The sequence below is a fragment of the Burkholderia oklahomensis C6786 genome (assembly GCF_000959365.1).
Taxonomy (GTDB): Bacteria; Pseudomonadota; Gammaproteobacteria; order Burkholderiales; family Burkholderiaceae; genus Burkholderia; species Burkholderia oklahomensis.
In genome coordinates, this window is record NZ_CP009555.1 from 3860726 (window position 1) to 3883560 (window position 22835).

Sequence of the window (22835 nt, forward strand, 5' to 3'; positions counted from 1 at the left end):
CCGCTAACCGCCCTTCTGTTCGCGGTGGCTCCGCGCCATCGCGACCACCACCTTGCGCGGCCCTTCGAACGGATCGCGCGCGTGCGCGGTCAGCATGTTGTCGAGCATCAGCACGTCGCCCGTTCGCCACGGGAACACGATCCGCTGCCGTTCGAGCACGCCGCGGATCTCCGTGAGCGCGTCGGCTTCGAGCGGCGCGCCATCGCCGTAATAGACGTTGCGCGGCACGTTCTCGATGCCGACCGCGTCGACGAGCGCTTCCTGCATGTCCTCGTCGAGCGCCGACAGGTGAAAGAGATGCGCCTGGTTGAACCACACGAGCTCGCCCGTGCGCGGATGGCGCACGACCGCCTGGCAGCGTTCGCGCGTGCGCAGCAGCGGTTCGTCGTCGCCTTCGCGCCATTCGCAGTCGATTCCGCGCGCCGCGCAGATGCGCTCGACTTCGCGCGGATCGTCGGTGCCGAACGCCTGCTGCCACGGCAAATCGAGTCCCTGCCCGAAGTTGCGCACGTACAGCAGCTCGCGTTCGGCGAAGCGCGCGACGAGCGCCGGATCGAGCGCGCGGTGGATCGCACGGCTGTCGGCGATCGGCGTCGCGCCGCCCGTGCGCGCGGCGAGCGCGCAGTGGAACCAGATCCGCAGCGGCCACTCGCGCGTGTACGACTGCTCGTTGTGCAGCGGGATCGAGCGGTGCGGCGGGTATTCGGTCGACGTGTACACCGCGCCCTCGACCTGGCTGCGCGGCGTCGACGCGAACTCGTAGCCGATCAGCGGATCGCCGAAATCGGCCGCGAAGCGCTGGAACGTCTCGATCGACGCGACGTGAAAGCCGGTGAAAAGCACGCCGCCCGCGCGCTCGACGACGTCGCCGGCGATCTCGCGCAACAGCGGCGCGGCTTCGTGGAGCGCGATGTCCGCGCCTTCGCGCGGCGACACGACGGTCGGCAAACCAGGCTCGACGCGCAGGTCGTCGAGCGTCGGGCGGGCCGCAACGGCCGGCATCGAAAGCTGAGTCATCCGGGAATCCTCTTGCGATACGGACGCGATACGCGCCGGAATTACGACGCGTTCGCCGCGTCCAGATGGCGGCGCAGGCTCGCGGGACGCATGTCGGTCCACACGGTCTCGATGTGCGCGAGGCAGTCGGCCTTCGGGCCGCGCACGCCGGTTTCGCGCCAGCCGGCCGGCACCGCGCGGAACGTCGGCCAGATCGAGTACTGCTCTTCGTCGTTGACGACGACCGTGTAGACGATGTCGTCGGCGTCGGCGGCCGCGGCGGCCGGCGGGTTCGAGGGTTGCTGGGCTTGCGTCATGGTCGAGGAAGCTCGCTGGAAAAGTTGGGAAGGCGGCGCACGGCGCGCGCCGCGTCTACTCGATAGACGAATCGCGCACGCATTTTTTTACCGGCTGCGCGCGCGGCCGTCGCAGAACGCCGGGCATGCGAGCCCGCGCGCGGCTGCATCGACGCACGCGACGCAGTGCCGCTCGGCGTCGCGGACCATGAAATGCACGAGCGTCTGCGACACGTTCAGCGCGCGCGCCGCGCTTTGCAGCGTCTCCTCGCGCAGCCGCACCATCTCGAACGCGGCGCGGCTGCGCGCCGGCAACTGCGCGAGCGCGTCGTACACGTGGCGCAGCGTGTCGCGCACGACGAGCGCGGCCTCGGGCGACAGCTCCGGCGACGGCACGTCGAGGCCGTCGTCCTCGTCCGCGTGATAGGTGTTCTCGAGCGTCTGGCGGCGGCACGCGTCGATCGACGCATTGCGCACCATTCGCGTCACGTACGCGACGGGCTGCCTGATCGCATCCTGGTTCGGAAAATCCACGAGCTTGACGAACACGTCGTGGACGACGTCCTCGGCCCGGCTCGCGCAGCCGACGAAGCCGCGCGCGAGCTTCACGAGCATCGGCCGGTTCGCGACGAGCACGTCGACGAGCGCGCCGTGCGCGGGAGCGGACGCCGCGCGCGGGCCGGACGGGAACGCGGCGGTCGAATCGAGGATCGGTAACGGTTTTGCCGGCGCCGGCCGAGCGAGCACTTCCGCCATGGATTCTCCAGATGTTTTGCTCAATGACGGCAATCTAACGTAAACGCGAATCGTTCTCAATCTGATTTATTGATAACCTGATAATCACGCGGGATTTGTCGTTTTGCGGGATTTCGCCTGCCGGTCGTTGCCGGCAATGAAACGATGACGCTACGATGCAGCGTTCGCCCCCTCCGCCGCGCTCGTCGCGCCCTTTTCCGATGCCGCTCATCGCCTGCCTGCATACCGCCGACAGCAACGTGCCGCTCTTCGAGCGCGCGGCCGCCGCGCTCGGCCTTGCGCCCGGATCGCTCGCGCATTGCGTGCGGCCCGAACTGCTCGCCGCCGCGGAGCGCGCGGCCGCGACCGGTTCCGGCCTGCCCGCCCCGATTGCCGGGCAAACCCGGGCGGCGCTCGTCGCGCTCGCGCGCGACGCCGATGCGGTGCTGCTCAATTGCTCGACGCTCGGGCCGAGCGTCGATGCGCTCGCCGCGCATCCGAAGCCGATCGTGCGCGCGGACGCGGCGCTCGCTCGCGCGTGCGCGCAGGCCGGCCGGCGCGTCGCCGTGCTGTGCGCGGCGCCGAGCACCGAGCGGCCGACTCGCCGGTTGTTCGAAGAGGAAGCGCGCGCCGCGGGCGCGCAGATGGAGGTGTGGATCGTCCCGGATGCGTGGACGCGCTTTCGCGCGGGCGATGCGGCCGGCTACCGCGCATTGCTCGCGCAAGCGGCCGACGCCGCGTATGCGCAAGGCTTCGACGTCGTCGCGTTCGCTCAGACGTCGATGGCGATTGCCGCGCCGGACGTGACGCTCGGACCGCCGCCTTTGACGGTGCCGGAGGCTGCGCTCGCAAGCGTCGTCGCGCGGCTGCGCTGACGGGCGCTGCACGCGCCGGCCGCGCAGCGCCCCGGTTCAGAATCGCCGTGGACGCATGAGCGTCGCGCTGTTCGAGCATCGGCGCGTCCCGCCGCACGCGGCGCCGAAACCGGTATTTTCCGCGTGCGCGTTCCGTCGATTCCGCCGCGCCGAGGATGTCGGTTGCGGAAGAGCGGCTGCGAGCGCTGGCCGGATGACGCCTGTCGCGGCCCCGACAGGCCCGCCCTCTTCTCGCCCGGCTCTGCCCGCTGCGCGCCGCTCAGTGCTCACATCTCATTGTTCATTGCTCACGGCACACCGCTCGCCGCACGAAGCACGAAGCACGAAGCACCAACCACCAAGCACGAGGCGCGAAGCACCCAGCGACGCGCGTCGCCCTCGCGCACCGCGCTAACGCGCCGTATACCCCCCGTCGACGGGCAACGCCACCCCGCTCACCATCGCCGCCGCATCGCTCAGCAGGAACAGGATCGGCGCGACGACGTCCGCGACGCTCGCGAAGCGTCCGAGTGGAATCGCCGCGAGCATCGGCCGGCTCAGCTCGGGATCGCTCCACGCGTGCTCGGCCATCGGCGTCAGCGTGACGGTCGGATTGACGCTGTTCACGCGAATCCCGTGCGGCCCGAGCTCGACGCACAGCACGCGCGTCATCGCATCGAGCGCCGCCTTCGACGCGCAATAGCTCAGATGCGACGGCAGCGCGACGAGCGCCGCCTGGCTCGACACGTTGACGATGCTGCCGCCGCGCCCCGCATCGATCATCGCGCGCGCGACGTGCCGCGCGACCAGCATCGCGCCGCGCGCGTTGACGGCCATCACGCGATCGAAGTCGTCGCCCTTCGTGTCGATCGCCGCGGCGAGGCGCGTCACGCCCGCGCAGTTGACGAGCCCGTCGAACGCGTCGCGCATCCGCTCGCCGCCGAGCGCCGCGCTCACCGACGCTTCGTCGCCGACGTCGAGTGCGAGCGGCTCGCAGCCCGTCTCGTGCGCGAGCCGCTCGAGCTCGCGCACGTTGCGCGCGGCGGCGACGACGCGCGCGCCGCAGCCGCGCAGCGCGACGGCCGCCGCGCGGCCGATCCCGCCCGATGCGCCCGTCACGAGGATCGATCGGCCGTTGAAATCGAATGCGGCGCTCATGATGTCTGCAGTCCGTGCATGAAGGGTTGGAGCGCCGGATAAAGCCCGGCGTAGAGCGCGAAGCGCGCATCGTGGAGCGCCGCGCGCCGCGCATCGGGACGCGCGCGCTCGGCGAGCGTGACCCAGCCTCGCCGCGCGGCGTCGCGCGACACGAGCCCCGCGCCGACCGCCGCGAGGAGCGCCGCGCCCATCGCGGCTTCGACGTCCTCGGCGATCGTGCATACGGGGTAGCCGGTGATGTCGGCGACGCTCTGCATCCACAGATCCGAATGCGCGGCGCCGCCGACCACGACGAGCCGGTCGTCGAGCGCGAGCGCACCCGTGCCGGCCGCCCCCGCCGCGATGTTGTGCCGCAGCGCGTAAGTGACGCCTTCGAGCACCGCGCGATACAGATGCGCGCGCGTGTGATAGAGCGACAGGCCGACGAACGCGCCGCTCGCCTTCGCGTCCCACACCGGGCTGCGCTCGCCCATCAGGTACGGCAGGAACATCACGCCGTCGCTGCCTGCCGGCACTTGCGAGGCGGCCGCCTCGAGCAGGCGATGCGCGTCGCCGCTAGGCGTCGCGCGCGCGGCTTCGACCTCCGCATGGCAGAACTGCTCGCGAAACCACGACACCGACGCGCCCGCCGTGATCGCGCCGCCGAACACGTACAGATCGCGGCGGCCGTCGAACACGTGCGGCATGCTGACGAGCCCGCGCCGCGCGTCGGTCGTCTCCGCGATGTAGCCCCAGCACATGCTCGTGCCGATCATCGCGACGTGCTGGCCGCGCCGCGTCGCGCCCGCCGCGAACGTCGCGACCGCCGCATCGACGCCGCCCGCGACGACCGGCGTGCCCGCCCGCAGCCCGAGCTCGTCCGCCCATCGCGCGAGGAGCCCGCCCACCGCCGCGTCGGAATCGACGAGCCGCTCCGGCATCATCGTCGCCGGGATGCCGAGCATGTCGAGCGCTTCGTCGGACCAGTCGCGGCGATCCAGGTCGTACACGCCGCCGATGTTGCCCGCGGCGCTGTGGTCGACCGCGAGCTCGCCCGTCAGCCGATACGCGACGTACGCGTTCGGCGGCACGAAATAGCGGATGTTCGCCCATACGTCGGGCCGCTTGTCGCGCAGCCACAGCATCTTCGTGTAGCCGTAGTAACTGTCGACGCCGTTGCCCGTGATCGCCAACAGCCGCTCGACGTCGACGTTCGCGCGCACCCAGTCGACTTCGCCGGTCGCGCGCCGGTCCATCCAGATGAGGCACGGGTGGAGCGGCCGCATCCCGCGATCGACCGGAATCCCCGAGCCGCCGTACAGGCTGCTCACGCAGAGCGCCTTGATCGACGCGGCGTCGACGCCCGCCGCGCGCGCATCGGCGACGCAGTGCGCGATGCACTCGCGCACCGCGTCGAACCACACGGCCGGCCACTGCTCGGCCCACAACGGCTTCGGCGTATCCGGCCGGTACGCCGCCGCGCGCTGCGCGACGATCGCGCCGTCCACGCCGACCAGGATCGCCTTCGTGCTCTGGGTGCCGATGTCGACACCAATCACGCATTCCATGCCGCCTCCGCGATTCCGTTAGCGACTTGCGGTCAGCGGCGCGGCTTCAGCAGCACCTTGATCGAGTCGAGCGAATTCGCGACCCGGATCGCCTCGTCCCATTCGTCGAGCGAGAAGCCGTGCGTGACGATTCCCTTCGACGTGACGAGCCCGCGCGCAAGCAGATCGATCGCGACAGGATAGCAATATGGACCGAGATGCGCGCCGCGCACGTCGAGTTCCTTGCGATCGCCGATGATCGACCAGTCGACCGTCGTGTCCTTGCCGAACACCGAGAACTCGACGAAGCGGCCGAGCTTGCGGATCAGGTCCATCCCTTGCGTGACGCCCGCCGGCACGCCGGTCGTCTCGATGTAGACGTCGCAGCCGTAGCCGCCCGTCAGGTCGCGGACGATCGCGAGCGCGTCGTCGCGCGTCGGATCGATCGTCACGTCCGCGCCGTATTCGCGCGCGAGCGCGAGCCGCTCGGCGACGAGATCGATCACGACGAGCCGCTTCGGCGTCTTCAGCTTCGCGACCTGCGTCATCATGAGGCCGAGCGGCCCCGCGCCCGCGATCACGACGACGTCGTCGAGCTGGAGGTCGCCGCGATTGACCGTGTGGATCGCGCACGCGAGCGGCTCGATGATCGCCGCGTCCTCGAGCGAGATGCCGAGCGGGATCTTGTGGACGATCGCGGTCGGCGGAATCCGCATGTATTCGGCCATCCCGCCGTCGGCGACCTCGCGCTGGAAGCCGAAGATGTCGTGGACCTCGCACATCCAGTACTGGCCCGACTTGCAGTAGCGGCACTTGCCGCACGGCACGATCTGCTCGGCGATCACGCGCTCGCCGAGCGCGACGCCGAAGTGCTCGGCCGCGCCTTCGCCCAGCTCCTCGACGTAGCCGAAGAACTCGTGGCCGGGAATCACGGGCGCCTTGACCCACGGGCTCGGGCCGCCCCAGAACATCTTCGCGCCGGAATGGCACTTGCAGTCGCTCGCGCAGATCCCGCACGCGCCGATGCGGATCACGAGCTCGCGCGCGGCCGCGCGCGGCTTCGTCACGCGCTCGACCCGATAGTCCTCGGGAGCGTGGCAGACGATCGCCGTCATCTGCTGCGTATCGTTGCCCGTTTCGTTGTCTCGATTCGTCATGGTTTCGGTTTGCCTGGCTGGGTTCGATGAAAAAGGGATGCCGGACGAGGCGGCCGGCGAACGGGCGACGCGCGTGCGCCACGTCCGCCGCTCATGTCGCTCATGTCGCTTACGTCACTTACGTCGCGCGAGCCGCATTTGCCGCCGCTCGCCGCGACGCGGCGCATGACGGGCACGACGTGCGGTGCGCGCGCCGCCGCTGCTTGCGTCACGCTCGTCACGTTCGTCACTTGCGCCGCTCGCGGCCGATATAGATCGCGAGCAGGATGATTCCGCCCTTGATCACGTTCTGCACGTACGGATTCACGCCGATCATGTTGAGGCCGTTGTTCAGCACGCCGAGCAGGAGCGCGCCGATCAGCGTGCCGACGATCGAGCCGCGGCCGCCCGCGATCGACGTGCCGCCCATCACGACGGCCGCGATCGCGTCGAGCTCGAAGCCGACGCCCGCGTTCGGCTGCCCGCTCATCAGGCGCCCGGTCAGCACGAGCGCGGCGAGCGCGGACGTGAGCCCGGCGAACGTGTAGACGACGAGCTTCACGCGCGCGACACGCACGCCGGAGAGCCGCGTCGCGTGCTCGTTGCCGCCGATCGCGTACACGTAGCGGCCGAACGGCATGCGTTCGAGCAGCAGCCACGCGAGCGCGTAGACGACGAGCATCGTCAGCACGGGCATCTGCACGCCGAGCACCTTGCCGCTGCCGAAGAAGCGGATCCAGTCGGGCAACCCGTCGATCGGATAGCCGCCCGTGTAGATGAGCGCGAAGCCGCGCGCGATGCCCATCGTCGCGAGCGTGACGATGATGGGCGGCATCCCGGCGAACGCGACGAACAAGCCGTTCGCCGCGCCGAGCGCGAGCCCGACGCCGACGCCCGCTGCGAGCGCCGCCGCACCGTTGATGCCGGCGACGAGCAGGCCCGCCGTCAGCGTGCCGGACAGCGCCATCACCGAGCCGACCGACAGGTCGATGCCGCCCGTCAGGATCACGCAGGTCATCCCGACGCCGATGATCGCGTTGATCGACACCTGCCGCAGCACGTTCTCGAGGTTCGCGGCGCTCAGGAAGCTGTCGCTCGCGAACACCATCGCGATGCACACGACGACGAGCCCGACGAGCGGATAGAACGTCGTCGAGCGCCTGAGCGCGGCGACCGCGTGCCCCGCGCGCGCGCGGGCGGGCGGCGGCGCGCCCGGGCCCGCGGCCTGCGCGGCGCCCGCGGCGGCGGGCGCGGGAGAAGAAGGCGACGGCGCGGCCGTCCGGTCATGCATGTTCATGATTCGCTCCGCGTACGTCTGAAGTCGCATAGGTCATCACCGTGTTCGGCTCGATCGCATCGCCTTCGAGCAGCGCCTCGATGCGTCCCTGCCGGAACACCGCGACGCGGTCGCACATCCCGACGATCTCCGGCAGCTCGCTCGAGATCAGCACGATCGCGTAGCCGCGCGCGGTCAGCTCGCGCATCAGCTGGTAGATCTCCGCCTTCGCGCCGATGTCGATGCCGCGCGTCGGCTCGTCGAAGATCAGGATGCGCGCGTGATGGTTGAGCCAGCGCGCGATCACGACCTTCTGCTGGTTGCCGCCCGACAGCGTGTCGACGCGCGCCTCCGGCGTCGGCGCCTTCACGCCGAGCCGCTTCATCAGCCCGAGCGTCGTGCGCGTCTCGGCCGCCGCGTCGACGAACCAGCGCAGGCTGCGGTGCTTGCCGAGGTTGTTGATCGACACGTTGTGGCGGATCGAGAACGCGGTGACGAGCCCGTCCGTCTTGCGGCTCTCGGGCAGGAGGCCGATGCCCGCGGCGAGCGCGTCGGCGGGGTCCGCGAGGCGCACCGCGCGGCCGCGCACGCGCATCTGCCGCACGCGCGCGGGCTTCGCGCCGATCAGCGCGAGCGCGGCCGACGTGCGTCCCGAACCGACGAGGCCCGCGAAGCCGAGGATCTCGCCTTCGCGCAGCGTGAAGCGGTTGACGGGGCCGTTCTCGCGCACCTGCAGCGCGTCGACGTCGAGCACGGGCGCGGCGTCGCGCGCCGCGGGCGGCTTCGGCGGAAAGCTGTTCTCGATCCGCCGGCCGACCATCATCTCGACGAGCGCGCCGACATCGGTGCGCGCGACGTCCGTCGTGCCGACGTACTGCCCGTCGCGCAGCACGGTGATCCGGTCGCACACCTCGAAGATCTCGTCGAGATGGTGCGAGATGAAGATCATCGCGACGCCCTGCCGCTTCAGCTCGCGCATCACGCCGAACAGATGCGCGGCTTCGGCGGGCGTGAGCGTCGCGGTCGGCTCGTCGAGGATCAGGATCCGCGCGTTAAGCGACAGCGCCTTGCCGATCTCGACGAACTGCTGCTGCGCGACCGACAGCGCGCGCACCGGCATCGACAGATCGATCGCGACGCGCAGCCGCGCGAAGATGTCCGCCGCCGCGCCGCGCATCCGCGCGCGGTCGCGCAGCCCGAACCGGTCGCGCCACTCGCGGCCGAGGAACAGGTTGTCGACCGCGTTCAGATCCGGAATCAGGCTGAACTCCTGGAACACGATGCCGACGCCGGCCGCGATCGCATCGTGATAGTTCGCGAAATGCCGCGCCTCGCCGTCGATCGTGATCGCGCCGTCGTCCGGCCGGTAGATGCCGCAGAGGATCTTCATCAGCGTCGACTTGCCCGCGCCGTTCTCGCCGAGCAGCGCGTGAATCTCGCCGCGCGCGACGCGCAGATCGATCCCCTGCAGCGCGACGACGCCGGGAAACCGCTTCGTGATGCCGGTGAGCGCCAGTATCGTGTCCATCGCTTCCTCGCTCGCTTCGTCATGCGCGCGCGCCGCGCCGCCGTCCGCGCGCGCGGACTCGTCCGGCACCGCGGCCCGGCGCGCGCCGCTCATGGTTTCATCCATGTCGTCGGCCTCGTCGCAGCGCCCGCTCACCAGCTGAAGGTCTTCGCGTTGCCCTTGTCGATCAGCTTCACGTCGACCGGAATCGCCTTCGGCACATTGGCGCCCCACTTCTTCGCGAGCCCGATGCCGATCGCGAGGCGGATCTGGTCGCGCGGGAACTGCGCGGACGTTTCGATGAACTTCGAGTTCGGCTTCTGGATCGCGGCGACCGCCTCGGGCGCGCCGTCGACGCTCGTCAGCCTGATGTCCTTGCCCGACGCCTCGATCGCGGACAGCGCGCCCATCGAGCCGCCGTCGTTGACGCTGAAGACGCCCTTCAGCTTCGGATGCGCCTGGATCATGTTCTCGGTCACGGTGAGCGCGGTCGCGCGCTCCTGCTTGCCGTTCTGCACGTCGACGATCTTCACGTTCGGGAATTTCGCGAGCGCCGCGCGGCAGCCGCGCACGCGCTCGAGGATCGGCACGACCGGAATGCCGTCGAGGATCGCGACTTCGCCGCCGCCGCCGATCGCCTTCGCGAGGTACTCGCACGACATCGCGCCCGCATCGAAATTCTTCGAGCCGACGAACGAATCGACCGGGCCGTTCGCGTTCGCGTCGACCGCGACGACGACCGCGCCCGCCTTCTTCGCCGACACGACGGCCGACTGGATGCCCGTCGAATCGGTCGGGTTCACGAGCAGGATGTCGATCTTCTTCTGCAGCATGTCCTCGACGTCGCTCACCTGCTTGCTGACGTCGTGATGCGCGTCGGTCACGATCACCTGCGCGCCGATCGACGCGGCCGCCTCGTTGAGCGCCTTTTGCATCGTCACGAAGTACGGGTTGTTGAGCTCCTGGAACGTCATGCCGATCCTGAGCGGCGCCGCGTGCGCGACGCATGCGCCGCCGAGCGCGATCGCGAACGCCGCGGCGCGCAGCGCGCGCGCGGCCGGGTTGCCGGAAGCCGGCGTCGAAGAAGCGGTAAGCATCATGGTTGTCTCCGTTTTCTAGGTATGAGCGCGCCCTGCGCGCCGCGGAAGCGGCGCGCCGGAAGACGCGTGACTTGCTGGGTTGCTCGGGAACGCGGGCCGGCTCAGCCGGACAGCAGGACTTCGGGGATCGGACGGGCCTCGCCGCGCGCCTGCGCGGCGGGCACGATCGCCGGCGCGCCGGCGATGCCCGCGCCGCGCTTCGCGGCCGCCTCCGACGCATCGCGGCTCGCGTCGTTCAGCGCCTGATAGCGGCGAAAGCGCGACGGCGACATGCCCTTCACCGCGAGGAACTGGCGATTGAAGTTCGACAGATTGTTGAAGCCGCTCCTGAAGCAGATGTCGGTGACGCTCGCGTCGCCGTCCATCAGCAGTTGGCAGGCCAGATTGATGCGCATCCGGTTCACGTACTGGACGAACGGCAAGCCGGTGTGCCGCCGGAAGTAATGCGAGAACGCGCTCACGCTCTGCCCGGCGAGCCGCGCGAGATCGGTCTCGCGCAATTCGTTCGCGAGGTTCTTGCCGATGTACGCGAGCGCGTGGTTGATGCGGGTCGACGCGAAGGTCGACGGATCGGCTTCGTACGCGGGACTCGCGAGCAGTTCGCGGTCGGTCGCGTCGACGAGGATCTGCAGCATCGACAGGAACAGCACGATGCGCCGCAGCCCGCGCGCGTGGATCAGCTCGGCGAAGAGCGGCTTGATCGCCTCGCTCGTGCGCGGGCCGAACTGCACGCCGCGGCGCGCGTCGGCGAGGAGCGTCTCGACGTGCCGCCATTCGGTGAAGCTGTCCTCGCAGCGCGACACGAACGCCTGGCCGAACTGCACGACGAGATTGCGCTCGGCGACCGTCTTGCCTTCCGGCACGTCGCTCACCCAGTTGTGCGGCAGGTTCGGCCCCATCAGCACCAGATTGCCGGGGCCGAAGCCGCCGACATAATCGCCGACGAACATCTGCCCCGTCGTCTCGACGATCAGATGCACTTCGAACTCCGGATGAAAGTGCCACCGCACCGTGCGGTACGGATAGCCATGCGACCACGCCTTGAACGACTCGCCGCGGCGCACGTCGACGACTTCGAGATCGGGCTGCACACGCTCCTCCTGTTCTCCAGACCACGGCGCGCGCGCCGCTCCTCCGATATGTCGGAGCGCCCGGCAGCGCCCCGCCGTTCGTCTTGTGTAGTGCGAACGATAGTCGCCGGCCATCCGGCCGGCCACTAAAAATCAGACACCGGACCGATATTTTTTTGAATTCGGACGAATGCGGACGCCGGATGCGTCAAATTTGGTGCGAAGCAGCAGGTCTCGCGCGTGCGCGGCGGCGTGGCGGCGCATCGCCCAAGCTCCGGCCGCCCGGCCGTCCGGCGGTATCGCCGCCGATGGCGCCCGACACGCCGATCGCCGCCTTCGCGAAAATGCGCCCCACTGAAACAATGCGGGATTTATTCCGCCTCCAAATTCCCGAATTAAGTCGACAAATCGCGATTTCATTTTTTCGTCAAAGATAAATCACCTTATCAAGATAAATTCCCGAATTGACGGACAGAAAATCAGTAGGCGCGTGAAAAGAATGTTCCGATTGAATTTCCTTCCGGGCAATGCTATAAACCTAACGCCGGCAGCCTTACTATCCTGAAAGGCGGCCGGCTCACTTGATATCTTTTAGGAGATTAAAATGGTTCGATTTTTGGCGAAGCTGCTTCGTTCGACGATCCACGGCTCCAACGGTGTCAGCCTTGACGCGGTTTCCTCGACTCATGGCACTCCGGGCTTCCAAACGCCGGACGCTCGCGTCATTTCGCGCTTCGGGTTCAATTAAGTAGCATTTCATGAAGCAGGTGGGGCATTTTGCCCCACCGCAATAAATAACCATGATGCCAGCCCGCCATTGTCATATCGCGGTATTCGATCAGGCGATCGTCGCGCTCGACATACGACGGTCGCGCTATTTTCTTTATGACGACGCATGCGCGAAGGATTTCGCCGACCATTATCTGGATCTCAAGCCGATCGACGCGACGCGCGCATTGAAACCGTTGATATCCGACCGAATCCTCGTCGCCGAATCGCCGGCGGCCGCGCGAAGCCGCATCGCCGATTACCGCGGCTGGGGCTTCGACGCATTCGACTCCGGCATATGGGCAAGCCGGATGCTCGGCAAGCGGAATGCTTCCCGCTTCGAATGGCTGCCCTTCTGGCGCATCGTGCGCAGCGCGGCGTCGCTCAAGATGCGCGGCTTTCACGCGCTCTCGGTGCTCGATCGGCTCGACGCCCGTCCCGCGAACGGCGCGCCGGCGCGCGGCGATGACGCGTCGCACACGGTCGAGCGCTATCTGCGCGCGTCGATCTGGTCGCCCTTTCGCATCACGTGCGTGCAAATGTCGCTCGCGCTCGCCACGCATCTGAGGCGGGAGAACGTGCCCGCTCAACTCGTGATCGGCGTGAGGCCGATGCCGTTCGTCGCCCATGCATGGGTCGAAGTCGACGGGCGCGTGTGCGGCGACGAACCGGACCTGAAAAAGAGCTATGGCGAAATCTATCGAACGCCTCGACGCGACGAACGCGCCTCCCCGTTCGGGCTGGCGGCTTGAACGGCGCGCGTGGACGGACGCAGCCGGCCATCGCGGCCTGCTGTCCCGCGCGGCCGGCCCCGATCGGCCGATCGGCGTGACGCTGCTCGAAGCGGGCGGCCGCGGCCGCGCCTACCTGCGCGACGCGCACACGAGCGTCGATCGCTCGCTCGCGCGCGCCCGCACGCTGTCCGACGCGCGCGACGTCGTCACGCGCTTCGTCTGGGGCGCCTACATCGCCGTGCTCGACGAAGCCGCGACCGGTCGCCGGCTGTTCCTGCCCGATCCGTTGCATTCGGTGCGGCTCCATTACCGGACGGGCGAGAACGGTCGCGTCGACGTCGATCCGCAGGCGGCGAACCTGCTTGACGGCGCGTCGATCGACTGGAACCTCGACTACCTGATCGAATTCGCGTGCACGCAGTTCGGTCCGCTCGACGAAACGCCTTTCGCTTCGGTTCGCGCCGTGCCGCCCGGATGCGCGCTCGTCGTCGACGCCGACGGGCGGTGCGCGATCGAGCGCGCGTGGCTTCCGCGCGCGAGCGCCGCCGACGACATCCGCGCGTCGTGCGCGGCGGCGCTCGACGACGTCTATTCGCGCTTCGCGCGCAGCCATCCGAACGTGTGCGCCGCGCTGTCGGGCGGCGTCGATTCGTCCGCGGGCGCGATCTTCCTGCGCAAGGCGCTCGGCGCGGAAGCGCCGCTCGCCGCCGTCCATCTGTTCTCCACGTCGTCGCCCGACTGCTACGAGCGCGACATGGCGGCGCGCGTCGCCGATTCGATCGGCGCGGAGCTCATCTGCATCGACATCGACCGTCATTTGCCGTTCTCCGAGCGAATCGCACCGACCCCGCCCGCCACGCTGAGCCAGGACATGCTGTTTCTCGGCATCGACCGGGCGGTGTCGAGCGCGATCGGCGCGTCGTCGGTGCTGCTCGAGGGCCAGGGCGGCGATCTGCTGTTCAAGGCGGTGCCCGATGCGAGCGCGGTGCTCGACGCGCTTCGCGGCAAGGGCTGGTCGTTCGCGCTGCGCACGGCGGAGAAGCTCGCGATGCTGCACAACGATTCGATTCCGCGCATCCTGCTGATGGCGGCGAAGATCGCGCTGCGAAGACGGCTGTTCGGACAGGACGCGCCGGCGTCGCAGCAGACGATGTCGAAGCTGTTCGCGTCGCACGCGCCGCGCGCGGCGGCCGGGCCGGCGCGCATCCGGCGCGCGGGCGCGCCGCTCGACGAGTCGGTCTCGGTGCTCGACCGGTTCGTGTCGATCATGACGCCCGTCACCGACGCCGCGTACACGAACCGGCTCAATCCGTATCTCGCGCAGCCGGTCGTCGAGGCGACCTTCGGCCTGCGCAGCTACGACAGCTTCGATCACCGCAACGACCGGATCGTGCTGCGCGAGATCGCGGCGGCGCATACGCCTGTCGACGTGCTGTGGCGCAGAACCAAGGGATCGTTCGGCATCGGCTTCGTGAAAGGCATCGTGTCGCACTACGACGCGTTTCGCGAACTGATCCGCGACGGCGTGCTGATGCGCAGCGGCAAGATCGACGAGGCCGAGCTCGAGCGCGCGCTCAAGGCGGTGCGCGTCGGACAGAACGCGGCCGCGATCAGCCTCGCGCTCGTCGGATGCGTGGAAATCTTCTGCGCGTCCTGGCAGAATTTCATGACGAATCGACCCGCTGCGATATGCTGACGAACCGTTTCGCCGCGCCCCCGACGGCGCGCGCGCGGCCGCATCCGGTCCCGCCGCGCGCCGGAGCCGGGTTCCTCTCATCCGCAACGCCGGCTTTCCGGCACGATCGCGAATCGACATGAAGCTCGCCGCACTACGCTCGTTGGCGGACGTCATCCGCCTGATGCTCGACAAGGAAACGCACGCGAGAAAGCTGATCGTCGCCGGCGTGCTGGTCGAGGCGCTGACGTCGGCTTGCATGCTGCTCGGCCCGATCGCGTTGAAGCTCGCGGTCGACGAGATGTCGCGCGCGCGGTTCGACGCCGCGAAGGCGTCGGTCGACATCGTGCTGTTCGCCGTGCTGTGGTCCGCGTCCGCGATCTCGTCGATCGCGCTGCTCGCGTATACCGGCAGGATCGTGCACGCCACGTCGAATACGCTGCTGCGCCGCGCACTGCATGCGCAGCTTCCGGCGCTCGCGAACCGCGCGTCGAGCGATAGCGGCTACGTGCAAGGCCTCCTCGAACGCTTGCCGTACAGCCTGCAGGTGATCATCGAAGGCGTGCTGTGGAAGATCGCGCCCGTCGCGCTCCAGCTCGTCGTCGCGCTCGTGCTGATCGCGCTGCTCGTGCCGCTCCGATACGCGGCGATCCTGTTCGCCGTGCTGGCCGCCTACTTCGTGTTTTCCCACCTGTCGGCCGAGCAATACGAAAAGAGCGCGGCGACGACGAACGAGGCCGCGGGCGCGCTGTCGGCCGCGCTCGGCGACGTGCTCGCGAATGCGCCGCGCGTCGTCTACAACGGCGCGCTCGCGCGGGAAATCGATTACGTCGCGGCGCGAGCCGGCGCGCGGCTCGACGTCGACTGGCGGCGCTCGTGGCTGCTCACGCGCGCGGCCGCCTATCAGTACGGCATCATCGCGCTCGGCATGGCGGCGATGTTCGTGCTGTGCGTGCGCGACATCGCGGCCGGCCGGATCACGCTCGGCGATTTCATGCTGCTGCAGACGTACGTGCTGCAGTTCGCGCTGCCGCTCGGCGCATACGGATTCGTGCTGCGCCAGGCGGGCGCGGCGCTCGCGAACGTGCGCGAAGCGCTCGAGATCGCGCCGCGCCCGGCCGCCGCCGTCGACGCCCATCGGCAGCCGGGCGGCTCGGCCGCGCACGTCGCGGTTCGCCGGCTAGCGTTTCGCCGCGCGGATCGCTTCGCGATCGAGCCGATGTCGTTCGATCTGCCGGCGGGCAGCTACACGGCGATCGTCGGGCACAACGGCTCGGGCAAGTCGACGCTCGCGAAGATCGTCGCCGGGCTGCTGCCGCCCGACGAAGGCGTCGTCGCGTATGGCGACGTCGACCTGTACGGCGTCGACGACGACGCGCGCCACCACTTCGCGCTGTACGTGCCACAGGACGTCGCGCTCCTGAACCGCTCGCTGCGGGAGAACGTCCGCTACTACCCGTCGACGCTGTCCGACGACGACGCGACCCGGCTGCTCGAGCGCCTCGCGTTCCACAAGGACGGCCGGCGCATCGATCTCGACGGCGACGTCGGCGAAGGCGGCGCGCGCCTGTCGGGCGGCCAGGTGCAGAAGGTCGAGCTCGTCAGGCTGATGGGCGTCGACGTTCCCGCGATCGTCCTCGACGAAACGACGTCGGGGCTCGACCCGCACAGCGACGCGCTCGGCATCGCGATGCTGCGCGAGCGCCTCGGCAAGCGGACGACGCTCGTGCTGATCACCCACCGGATCGCGAACGTCGAGGCGGCCGACCAGGTGCTGTTCCTGTCCGGCGGGCGGCTCGTCGCGGCGGGGCCGCACCGGCGCCTCGTCGACACGTGCGACGAATACCGGACGTTCTGGCGCCGCCAGCCCGAGCCCGCCGACGCGAAGGCATGATGGGCGAACGTCCGCGTGCGCCGCAACGGCGCTCGCGCATACAATCGCGCGGACGCGGACACGGACGCAAGCGAACGAGGTTCAGTAGATGAACAACCGAATCGTCGCCGTCCCGGTGAACGGCCCGATCTTCGGCGCGCCGAACGACTTCAGCACCGCATCGAGCACGATGTTCTGATACGACACGTTGCTTGGCATCTGCGTGAGCACGAACTGCTGGTTGAACGGGATCGCGTTGCCGTTCCTGTCCTCGATGCCGATCCCGAAATTGCTGTCGCTCCGCGGCACGAGCAGGCCGTTGCGCACGGTCTGCGACGTCTCGAAGTAGCCGTCGACGCGCACCGGTATGCTGCATTTCTTCGTCAACGCCAAACTGAACTGCTTGCGCGGCACCGCCGGCGAAAAGCCGTTGCCGGACGACTGGATCTGCCCGAACTTCACGATCCCCGGCTCGGGCGTCACCGTCACGTCGACCATGCACGGCGTCGGCTTCAGGTTCTGCAGGCCGCTCAGCCGGTACTGGAAGCTCGGGTTCGTGTTGTTCAGGCCTTTCTCGCCGTCGAACTGGAACACCGTGTAGACGTCGCCCGGCGGCTGCACCCACGTGCCCTTCTTGCGCACGACCACCTGGTACGTGATGCTGATCGGAATCTTCGGGCACCGCTTCGCGTTGAAGTCCGCCTGCGAGCACGGCGGCACCGCGAAGCCCGTCGGCACGCCGGTGCCGGGACGGCTGCCGGCGCCGAAGTGGTCGACGCCCTGATAGCGGATGCCGATCTCGAGCCCCCACGCGGCCGGGTTCTTGCCGTCCGGATTCGCGTAGAAGTAGATGTTGTCGACGATGTTCAGATTGCCCGCGCCGCCGAGATCCTTGTAGCAATAGCCGTCCGTCGTGCGCGGCGAAGAAATCCAGATCACGTAGCCGTCGGGCGCGTCGGTCGGATACGACGCGACGTTGCCGATCGGCTCGGTGAGCGAGGTCTGGCCGCTGTTCGTCAGGCAGCGCACCGCCCACGCGGGCTGCGCGAGCGCGACGAGGAGCGCCGCGCACGCCCACGCGAGCCAGCCCGGCGTGCGCCGCGGCAGAAGACGGGCGAGCGAGCTCATCGCTTCACGCTCCGGCACGCATTGCCGTCGCATGCGTACTCGACCGTCACCTGGCCGCCGTAGTCGTCGACGTGCGTGACGTGGAGACCGCCGCCCGCCGACGCCGAGAACGGCACGCTCGCCGTGCCCTTCGGATTCACCATCACCGGATCGAGCGGCAGCGACGTCTTGTTCGCGCCCGCCGCGAGCGCGACGACCGTGACGTGGTACGGCGTCGGGTTGTCGAGCACGAGCCTGTGCGCGGCCGGATCGACGCGCAGCGTCATCGGCAGCGTCGGGTCCTCGTCGCGCGCGGGCTGTACGCCCGCCGGCCGGTAGAACAGCTTCATCTGCGTGTGCAGCGCGATCTGCAGCGCGTTCGGCGTGTCGGTCTTCGGCGGCACCTCGCGGATGTTCAGATAGAACACCGATTCGCGGTCGGCCGGCAGCGCGGCGCCCGGCATCCGCGCGATCCGCAGCACGTTGCGCTCGTTCGGCTCGACGCGCTGCAGCGGCGGCACGACCATCAGCGGCGTCGTGATCCTGTTGCCGTGCTCGTCTTCGAGCCACGACTGCACGAGATACGGATACGAATCGCTCTTGTTCGACATCGTCACGATCGCGGCCTGCTCGCCTTCATTGAGAATCACGCGGGTGCGGTCCGGCACGATCGCCGCATGCGCGGCGCCCGCGAGCGCGGCGAGGAGCGCGGCGGCTGCGCGCCGCGCGTTCGAAACGGAAAAGAGTCGTGTGGTCATATTCATCATCGGATCGAGTCGGTCGGATCGGTCAGCGCGACGCGTGCCGCGTCGCGGATTCACAGGCGACGGGCACGGGCGTGCCGTCGAGCTGCAGCGTGTCGGGGAGCGCGGCGGGCGTGCAGACCGTCTTCGGGCCGGCGCGCACGACGAGCTTCGCGCGCGGCTGCACCTGCGTCAGGTACGCGGCGCCCGCCTCGCCGACGATGCCGAGCTCCTTGCCCGTCTCGGCGTCCTGCACCGACGCGCCGAACGGCACCGGCGCGCCGTCGTCGCCCGTCAGCGTGACAAACACGTTGCGTCCGCGCGCCGCGTTGAACTTGATGTAGCCGATCGCGCCGTCCGTCAGCACGGTGCGCTGGATCGGGTTCGTCACTTCGGTGTCGAGGCCGAGCTTGTCGACGCTCACGGTCGCGTCGTACACGTTGTACGGCGACACGCCGTCGATCACCGCATAGCCGCGCGAGTCGGTGCGTGCGTACGAGCCGGACAGCGGCACGCCGGGCACGCCGTCGGTCGACACGAGCAGGCGCGTGTCGCCCGCGTTGCCATTCGCGTGCGCGGTCACGCCGTAGCGCGTCGCGACGAGCGAGCCGTCGACCTCGAGCGACGCCGACGCGTACGCGTTCGCGACCGTCGACGCCTGCGCGGTCAACTGGTAAGACGGCGTGCGCTGGCGGAAGCTCGCGTTCGCGGACGCGCGGCCGTCGGTCGTGCCGCCGTACAGCTGATAGGTGCGGCCGTTCATGCCGTCGTAGATGTAGCCCGCGTTCACGCTCGTGCCGCCCTGGCCCGCCGACACGCTCGACGTGAGCGTCTGGCGCTCGCCGAGCGGCAGCGTCGCGGTCAGCGACACCTGGTTGCCGGCGCCGCCCGCGCCTTGCGTGCGGAACGCGGAGAAGCTCATGTTCACGCTCTTCAGCCCACCGAGCGAGAACGCGCGCGTGAGCGTCACGCCGATCCGCTGATCGGACGGACGCGACCAGTAGGTCGTCTGGTCGTAAGAGAAATAGGTCGACGTATCGCCGAAGCGCTTCGACAGCATCGCCGAATAGCGCTGCTTGCCGTTCGCGAGGCCGGATGCGGTCGGGTCGCCCGAGAACTGCTGGAAATTCGTGTAGTCGCGCTCCGAGAAGCGATAGCCGAAGAAGCGCACGTCGGCGTCGAGCGCGTCGAAGTGCTTCGAGTAGTTGATGCGATACGAGTTGCCGTGCTTCGTCTGGCCGTTCCACCAGAGCGTCGCGCGCGCATGCGTGACGTCGGCCGACAGCGCGCCGAAGCGGCCGAAGTCGCGGCCGATGCCGAACGCGACCGACGTATAGCCGGACGCCGCGATGAGGCCGCCGTACACGGTCACGTCGAACGGCAGCCCGTACGCGGCCTCGGCGAAGCCGAACCACGGCGTGATGCCCGCGCCGCCGAACGTGCGCGGCTTGCCGATCGCGGTCTTGTAGCGCAACTGGCCTTCGCGCGCGAGAAACGGCACCGATGCGGTCGCGACCTGGAAGCGCTGGACGGAGCCGTCCTCTTCCTCGACGACGACGTCGAGCGTGCCCTGCACGCTCGTGTTGAGATTCGACAGCGCGAACGCGCCGGGCGACACCTTCGTCATGTACAGCACGCGACCGTCCTGCATCACCTTGACGATCGCGTTCGTGCGCGCGACGCCCGCGACGAGCGGCGCGTAGCCGCGCATCGACGGCGGCAGCATCCGGTCGTCGCTCTTGAGCGCCACGCCCGACATCGAGAACGTGCTGAAGATGTCCGAATCGACGTAGATCTCGCCGAACGACAGCGTCGACTGCAGCGACGGCAGCGCGCGATACGCATAGAGCTGATTGAAGCGGAACGTGCGGTCCGCGTAGACGGAGCCGCCCGCGTTCGTCTGCGCCTGATAGTCGCCGCGAAAGCGCCACGCGCCCCAGTTCGCGCCGATCGTGCCGTACGCCTGCACCGAGTTGTTCTGCTGCGCGCCGCTGCCGAACGCGTGATTCGCGTTCGCGAGCACGCGATAGTCGAGCATCGCGCCGTCGACGCCTTCGCTCCAGCGCTCGGGCGGCAGATACGACGCGTCGGCGAATTGGAGCGCGGCTTGCGGAATCGTGATCTTCAGGCGCCCTTCGCCCTTCTGATAGCGGATCGTCACGCCTTCGATCGCGGCGAGATCCGCGCAGCGGCCGCCCATGAAGCGAGGCATGTCGTTGACGAGCGACTTCTTCAGGCCGAACTGCGCGACGAGCGCGGGCGCGATGCACGCGCGCGCGCCTTCCCCTTCGTGCTGCGCGACGAATTCGACCTGCTGGAGGCCGTAGAACACCTCGTTGACCTGCACGTCGAGCAGATACGCGCCCGGCAGCGTGAAGTCCGCCTGCGAGAACTGCGACAGGTCGACGTCGCTCGCGCCGTCGATGCTCAGGAACGACGAATTGAACTCCGTCGCCTGGACATGGCTGCCGGCGACCAGCATGGACACGCAGAAGAAGGAAGGTCTGATTCGCACGCCGACTGACTGAAACCGTAACGGGATGGGGATCGCGGGAAAAGCGGGAAAGCGAAGGGGATTCGCGCGAGGAAAAGACGCGCGCCCTTTCCTCGCGGTGCGGCTCGACGAGCCGCGCCGGCTTACTGGTAGCGGACCGTGAAGTTCGCGACGCCGTCGGCCGTGCCCGGCGTGACGCCCGCGGCGGTCGATTCGTACATCGCGGCGAAGCGCGCGACGCTCGTGCCGTTGCTCAGCACGACCGGGCCCTTCTGCTCCGCGCCGTTGTCGAGGTATTCGCCCGACGCCGATTGCAGGCGGATGCCGACGTTCTTCGCCGAGCCGACCGTCGCGATCAGCTTCGGCTGCGTTGCGTTCGACGTGCCCGTGAACGTGAAGTACGCGTTCTGCGCGACGCTCGTGTCGCAGTCGACCAGCTTGATGTCGAACTTCTGCGGGGTCGACTTGTCGCCGGCTGCCTTGAACGTGTTCGCCGGGACGAAGCCGAGACGCACGGTCTGGTCCACCGAACCCGCGTCGATGCCGCATGCCCCCGCGACGATCTCGCCCGTGAAGTTGATGGTGCCGGTGCCGGCGGCGAACGCCGACGTGGACAGCGCGGCGCAGGCGACGGCGGACAGGAGTGCTTTTTTCATGGCTAATTCCGTAACGTGACTAATGGGGTTTGACGATTTGTCGGACGTATTCGCAATGCGGGGAAATGCATCGCAATGCGCTGGTCTTGGCTCGCCGCGACGGATCGCATTATCAGAATGAATCGGAAAGCATTTTGTAAATAATTGTCAGACAATTGACTTACATCCGATTTTCCAGCGGCTTCCGCAAAGATCGCTGGCGAGACGATTTCCCGCACTTTACGGAGCACGGCATATTTATTGGATGGAACGCAAGCCATTGTTTTAATTGATGCAAACCAGTTCCAAAGAACCGCTCGGCTTGCTCGCGGCGAGCGGCCCGCGACCTCCCCGCGAAGTGTCAAAAAAGTGACTTTTTTCTGACGCTCTCGTAATGGTTGTCAAATCACAACACCAAAACATTCCCCTCAATTCATTTTGAGATATCAGTCTCATTAATAATTCATTACGCAATCGTTTGCGTGCTTATGCAATCGTTCAACTCACATATTTCCATCCCGTGCAATCATGTGAATATTCATTAATTTGAATTTATTTGACAATTCAAATGCAAATTCATATTTACGAGATAAGAAAATTCCCGATTTCATGCGCGCGCAATCGTTTGCCAGTCGGAAATGAACGTAAGGAAACGTTTGCAGATGGACATCGGACAAAAAGGCCGGCGGATTCGGTCGGGTACCGCCCTCGCCCGCCGTTCGAACCGGACAGCCTCGATGGTCGGCGAATGTGATTGGTCGGCGCTGCGTCGGCGGCCGTCGAATCGATTCGATTGCCGCGCTTGCCTGCGGGATGGCTGCCTGGCGGCACGATCGCATTCGACGGCGCCGATACCGGTCGGCTTGCGTGCATTCGTGCATTCGAGCGGCGTCGCGGGCGCCGCGGGAAGCGATCGCGGCGAGAATGCGTCGCGCGCTTTCCGTCGATGCCGGGCGGCGGAGAGGCAACTCGTCCACGCGAGCGCGTCGCGCGTCGCGAGGTCGAGTGATTTATTGATTTGCGCGACGGAACCCGCGGCGGCTCGCGAGCGCGGGGCCAGCGGGCAATATGGAGCGGTCGAGGCCGCTAGACGGACGGGCGTCGCATCTCGGGGATCGTCATCGGTGCAACGGAAATCGAGGCAATGGAAAC

20 protein-coding genes are annotated in these 22835 nt (G+C 68.2%); 5 read left to right on the forward strand and 15 right to left on the reverse strand.

From position 1 onward, the window contains the following. Positions 1–3 precede the first annotated feature (3 nt). From BG90_RS17125 to BG90_RS17135, 3 genes are all read right to left on the reverse strand, one after another. Positions 4–1017: a TauD/TfdA family dioxygenase gene (locus BG90_RS17125; protein WP_025989814.1), complete on the reverse strand. Its 1014-nt coding sequence runs from the start codon at positions 1015–1017 to the stop codon at positions 4–6. A 41-nt stretch (positions 1018–1058) separates the two neighbouring features. Beyond that, positions 1059–1313, reverse strand: coding sequence for an MbtH family protein (locus tag BG90_RS17130; RefSeq protein ID WP_010115529.1), 255 nt, complete (start codon positions 1311–1313; stop codon positions 1059–1061). 87 nt (positions 1314–1400) lie between these two features. Then, positions 1401–2048, reverse strand: coding sequence for an RNA polymerase factor sigma-70 (locus tag BG90_RS17135; RefSeq protein ID WP_010115530.1), 648 nt, complete (start codon positions 2046–2048; stop codon positions 1401–1403). Between the two features lie 200 nt (positions 2049–2248). On the opposite strand from BG90_RS17135, the gene BG90_RS17140 reads away from it, so the two are divergent. Then, a complete protein-coding gene (locus BG90_RS17140) occupies positions 2249–2902 on the forward strand; it encodes an aspartate/glutamate racemase family protein (protein WP_038802607.1) in 654 nt (217 codons plus the stop codon). Positions 2903–3292: 390 nt separating this feature from the next. On the opposite strand, the gene BG90_RS17145 is transcribed toward BG90_RS17140, so the two are convergent. The 7 genes from BG90_RS17145 to BG90_RS17175 all read right to left on the reverse strand — a co-directional run bounded on the left by BG90_RS17145 (position 3293) and on the right by BG90_RS17175 (position 11675). Next, positions 3293–4039: an SDR family oxidoreductase gene (locus BG90_RS17145; RefSeq protein ID WP_045568246.1), complete on the reverse strand. Its 747-nt coding sequence runs from the start codon at positions 4037–4039 to the stop codon at positions 3293–3295. Beyond that, the gene (locus BG90_RS17150; RefSeq protein WP_045568247.1) at positions 4036–5586 is read right to left on the reverse strand and encodes an FGGY-family carbohydrate kinase; all 1551 of its coding nucleotides are present in this window, start codon (positions 5584–5586) and stop codon (positions 4036–4038) included. The genes BG90_RS17145 and BG90_RS17150 overlap by 4 nt, the downstream gene beginning before the upstream one ends. Before the next feature lie 32 nt (positions 5587–5618). After that, positions 5619–6722 carry an erythritol/L-threitol dehydrogenase gene (locus BG90_RS17155; protein WP_010115548.1) on the reverse strand — a complete coding sequence of 368 codons (1104 nt, stop codon included), beginning with the start codon at positions 6720–6722 and terminating at the stop codon, positions 5619–5621. 226 nt (positions 6723–6948) lie between these two features. Then, a complete protein-coding gene (locus BG90_RS17160) occupies positions 6949–7992 on the reverse strand; it encodes an ABC transporter permease (protein ID WP_045568330.1) in 1044 nt (347 codons plus the stop codon). Then, a complete protein-coding gene (locus tag BG90_RS17165; RefSeq protein ID WP_107950881.1) occupies positions 7985–9643 on the reverse strand; it encodes a sugar ABC transporter ATP-binding protein in 1659 nt (552 codons plus the stop codon). Before BG90_RS17165 ends, BG90_RS17160 begins: the two co-directional genes overlap by 8 nt. Then, complete coding sequence (locus BG90_RS17170) at positions 9637–10584, reverse strand: substrate-binding domain-containing protein (protein ID WP_010115559.1); 948 nt, start codon at positions 10582–10584, stop codon at positions 9637–9639. The genes BG90_RS17165 and BG90_RS17170 overlap by 7 nt, the downstream gene beginning before the upstream one ends. Before the next feature lie 101 nt (positions 10585–10685). Continuing rightward, positions 10686–11675 (reverse strand): AraC family transcriptional regulator, encoded by a 990-nt coding sequence (locus tag BG90_RS17175; RefSeq protein WP_045568248.1) that lies wholly within the window; start codon positions 11673–11675, stop codon positions 10686–10688. Positions 11676–12258: 583 nt separating this feature from the next. On the opposite strand from BG90_RS17175, the gene capA reads away from it, so the two are divergent. The 4 genes from capA to BG90_RS17190 all read left to right on the forward strand — a co-directional run bounded on the left by capA (position 12259) and on the right by BG90_RS17190 (position 16725). Beyond that, the gene (gene capA / locus BG90_RS35245) at positions 12259–12402 is read left to right on the forward strand and encodes a capistruin family lasso peptide (RefSeq protein WP_010103811.1); all 144 of its coding nucleotides are present in this window, start codon (positions 12259–12261) and stop codon (positions 12400–12402) included. A gap of 52 nt (positions 12403–12454) precedes the next feature. Further along, the gene (locus BG90_RS17180; RefSeq protein ID WP_010115569.1) at positions 12455–13174 is read left to right on the forward strand and encodes a lasso peptide biosynthesis B2 protein; all 720 of its coding nucleotides are present in this window, start codon (positions 12455–12457) and stop codon (positions 13172–13174) included. Next, on the forward strand, positions 13110–14852 hold the full coding sequence (locus tag BG90_RS17185; RefSeq protein ID WP_107950806.1) for a lasso peptide isopeptide bond-forming cyclase: 1743 nt from the start codon (positions 13110–13112) through the stop codon (positions 14850–14852). Before BG90_RS17180 ends, BG90_RS17185 begins: the two co-directional genes overlap by 65 nt. Positions 14853–14970: 118 nt before the next feature. Then, complete coding sequence (locus tag BG90_RS17190) at positions 14971–16725, forward strand: ATP-binding cassette domain-containing protein (protein WP_010103817.1); 1755 nt, start codon at positions 14971–14973, stop codon at positions 16723–16725. A gap of 81 nt (positions 16726–16806) precedes the next feature. Here BG90_RS17190 and BG90_RS17195 read toward each other — a convergent pair whose 3' ends face one another. From BG90_RS17195 to BG90_RS35250, 5 genes are all read right to left on the reverse strand, one after another. Continuing rightward, a complete protein-coding gene (locus BG90_RS17195; protein ID WP_025989817.1) occupies positions 16807–17832 on the reverse strand; it encodes a fimbrial protein in 1026 nt (341 codons plus the stop codon). After that, on the reverse strand, positions 17829–18578 hold the full coding sequence (locus BG90_RS17200; protein WP_010115576.1) for a fimbrial biogenesis chaperone: 750 nt from the start codon (positions 18576–18578) through the stop codon (positions 17829–17831). The genes BG90_RS17195 and BG90_RS17200 overlap by 4 nt, the downstream gene beginning before the upstream one ends. A gap of 22 nt (positions 18579–18600) precedes the next feature. Beyond that, positions 18601–21069 carry a fimbria/pilus outer membrane usher protein gene (locus BG90_RS17205; protein WP_081469766.1) on the reverse strand — a complete coding sequence of 823 codons (2469 nt, stop codon included), beginning with the start codon at positions 21067–21069 and terminating at the stop codon, positions 18601–18603. 122 nt (positions 21070–21191) lie between these two features. Continuing rightward, positions 21192–21704: a fimbrial protein gene (locus BG90_RS17210; protein ID WP_010115580.1), complete on the reverse strand. Its 513-nt coding sequence runs from the start codon at positions 21702–21704 to the stop codon at positions 21192–21194. A 482-nt stretch (positions 21705–22186) separates the two neighbouring features. Then, the gene (locus BG90_RS35250; protein ID WP_124072270.1) at positions 22187–22660 is read right to left on the reverse strand and encodes a hypothetical protein; all 474 of its coding nucleotides are present in this window, start codon (positions 22658–22660) and stop codon (positions 22187–22189) included. Between the last annotated feature and the right edge of the window lie 175 nt (positions 22661–22835).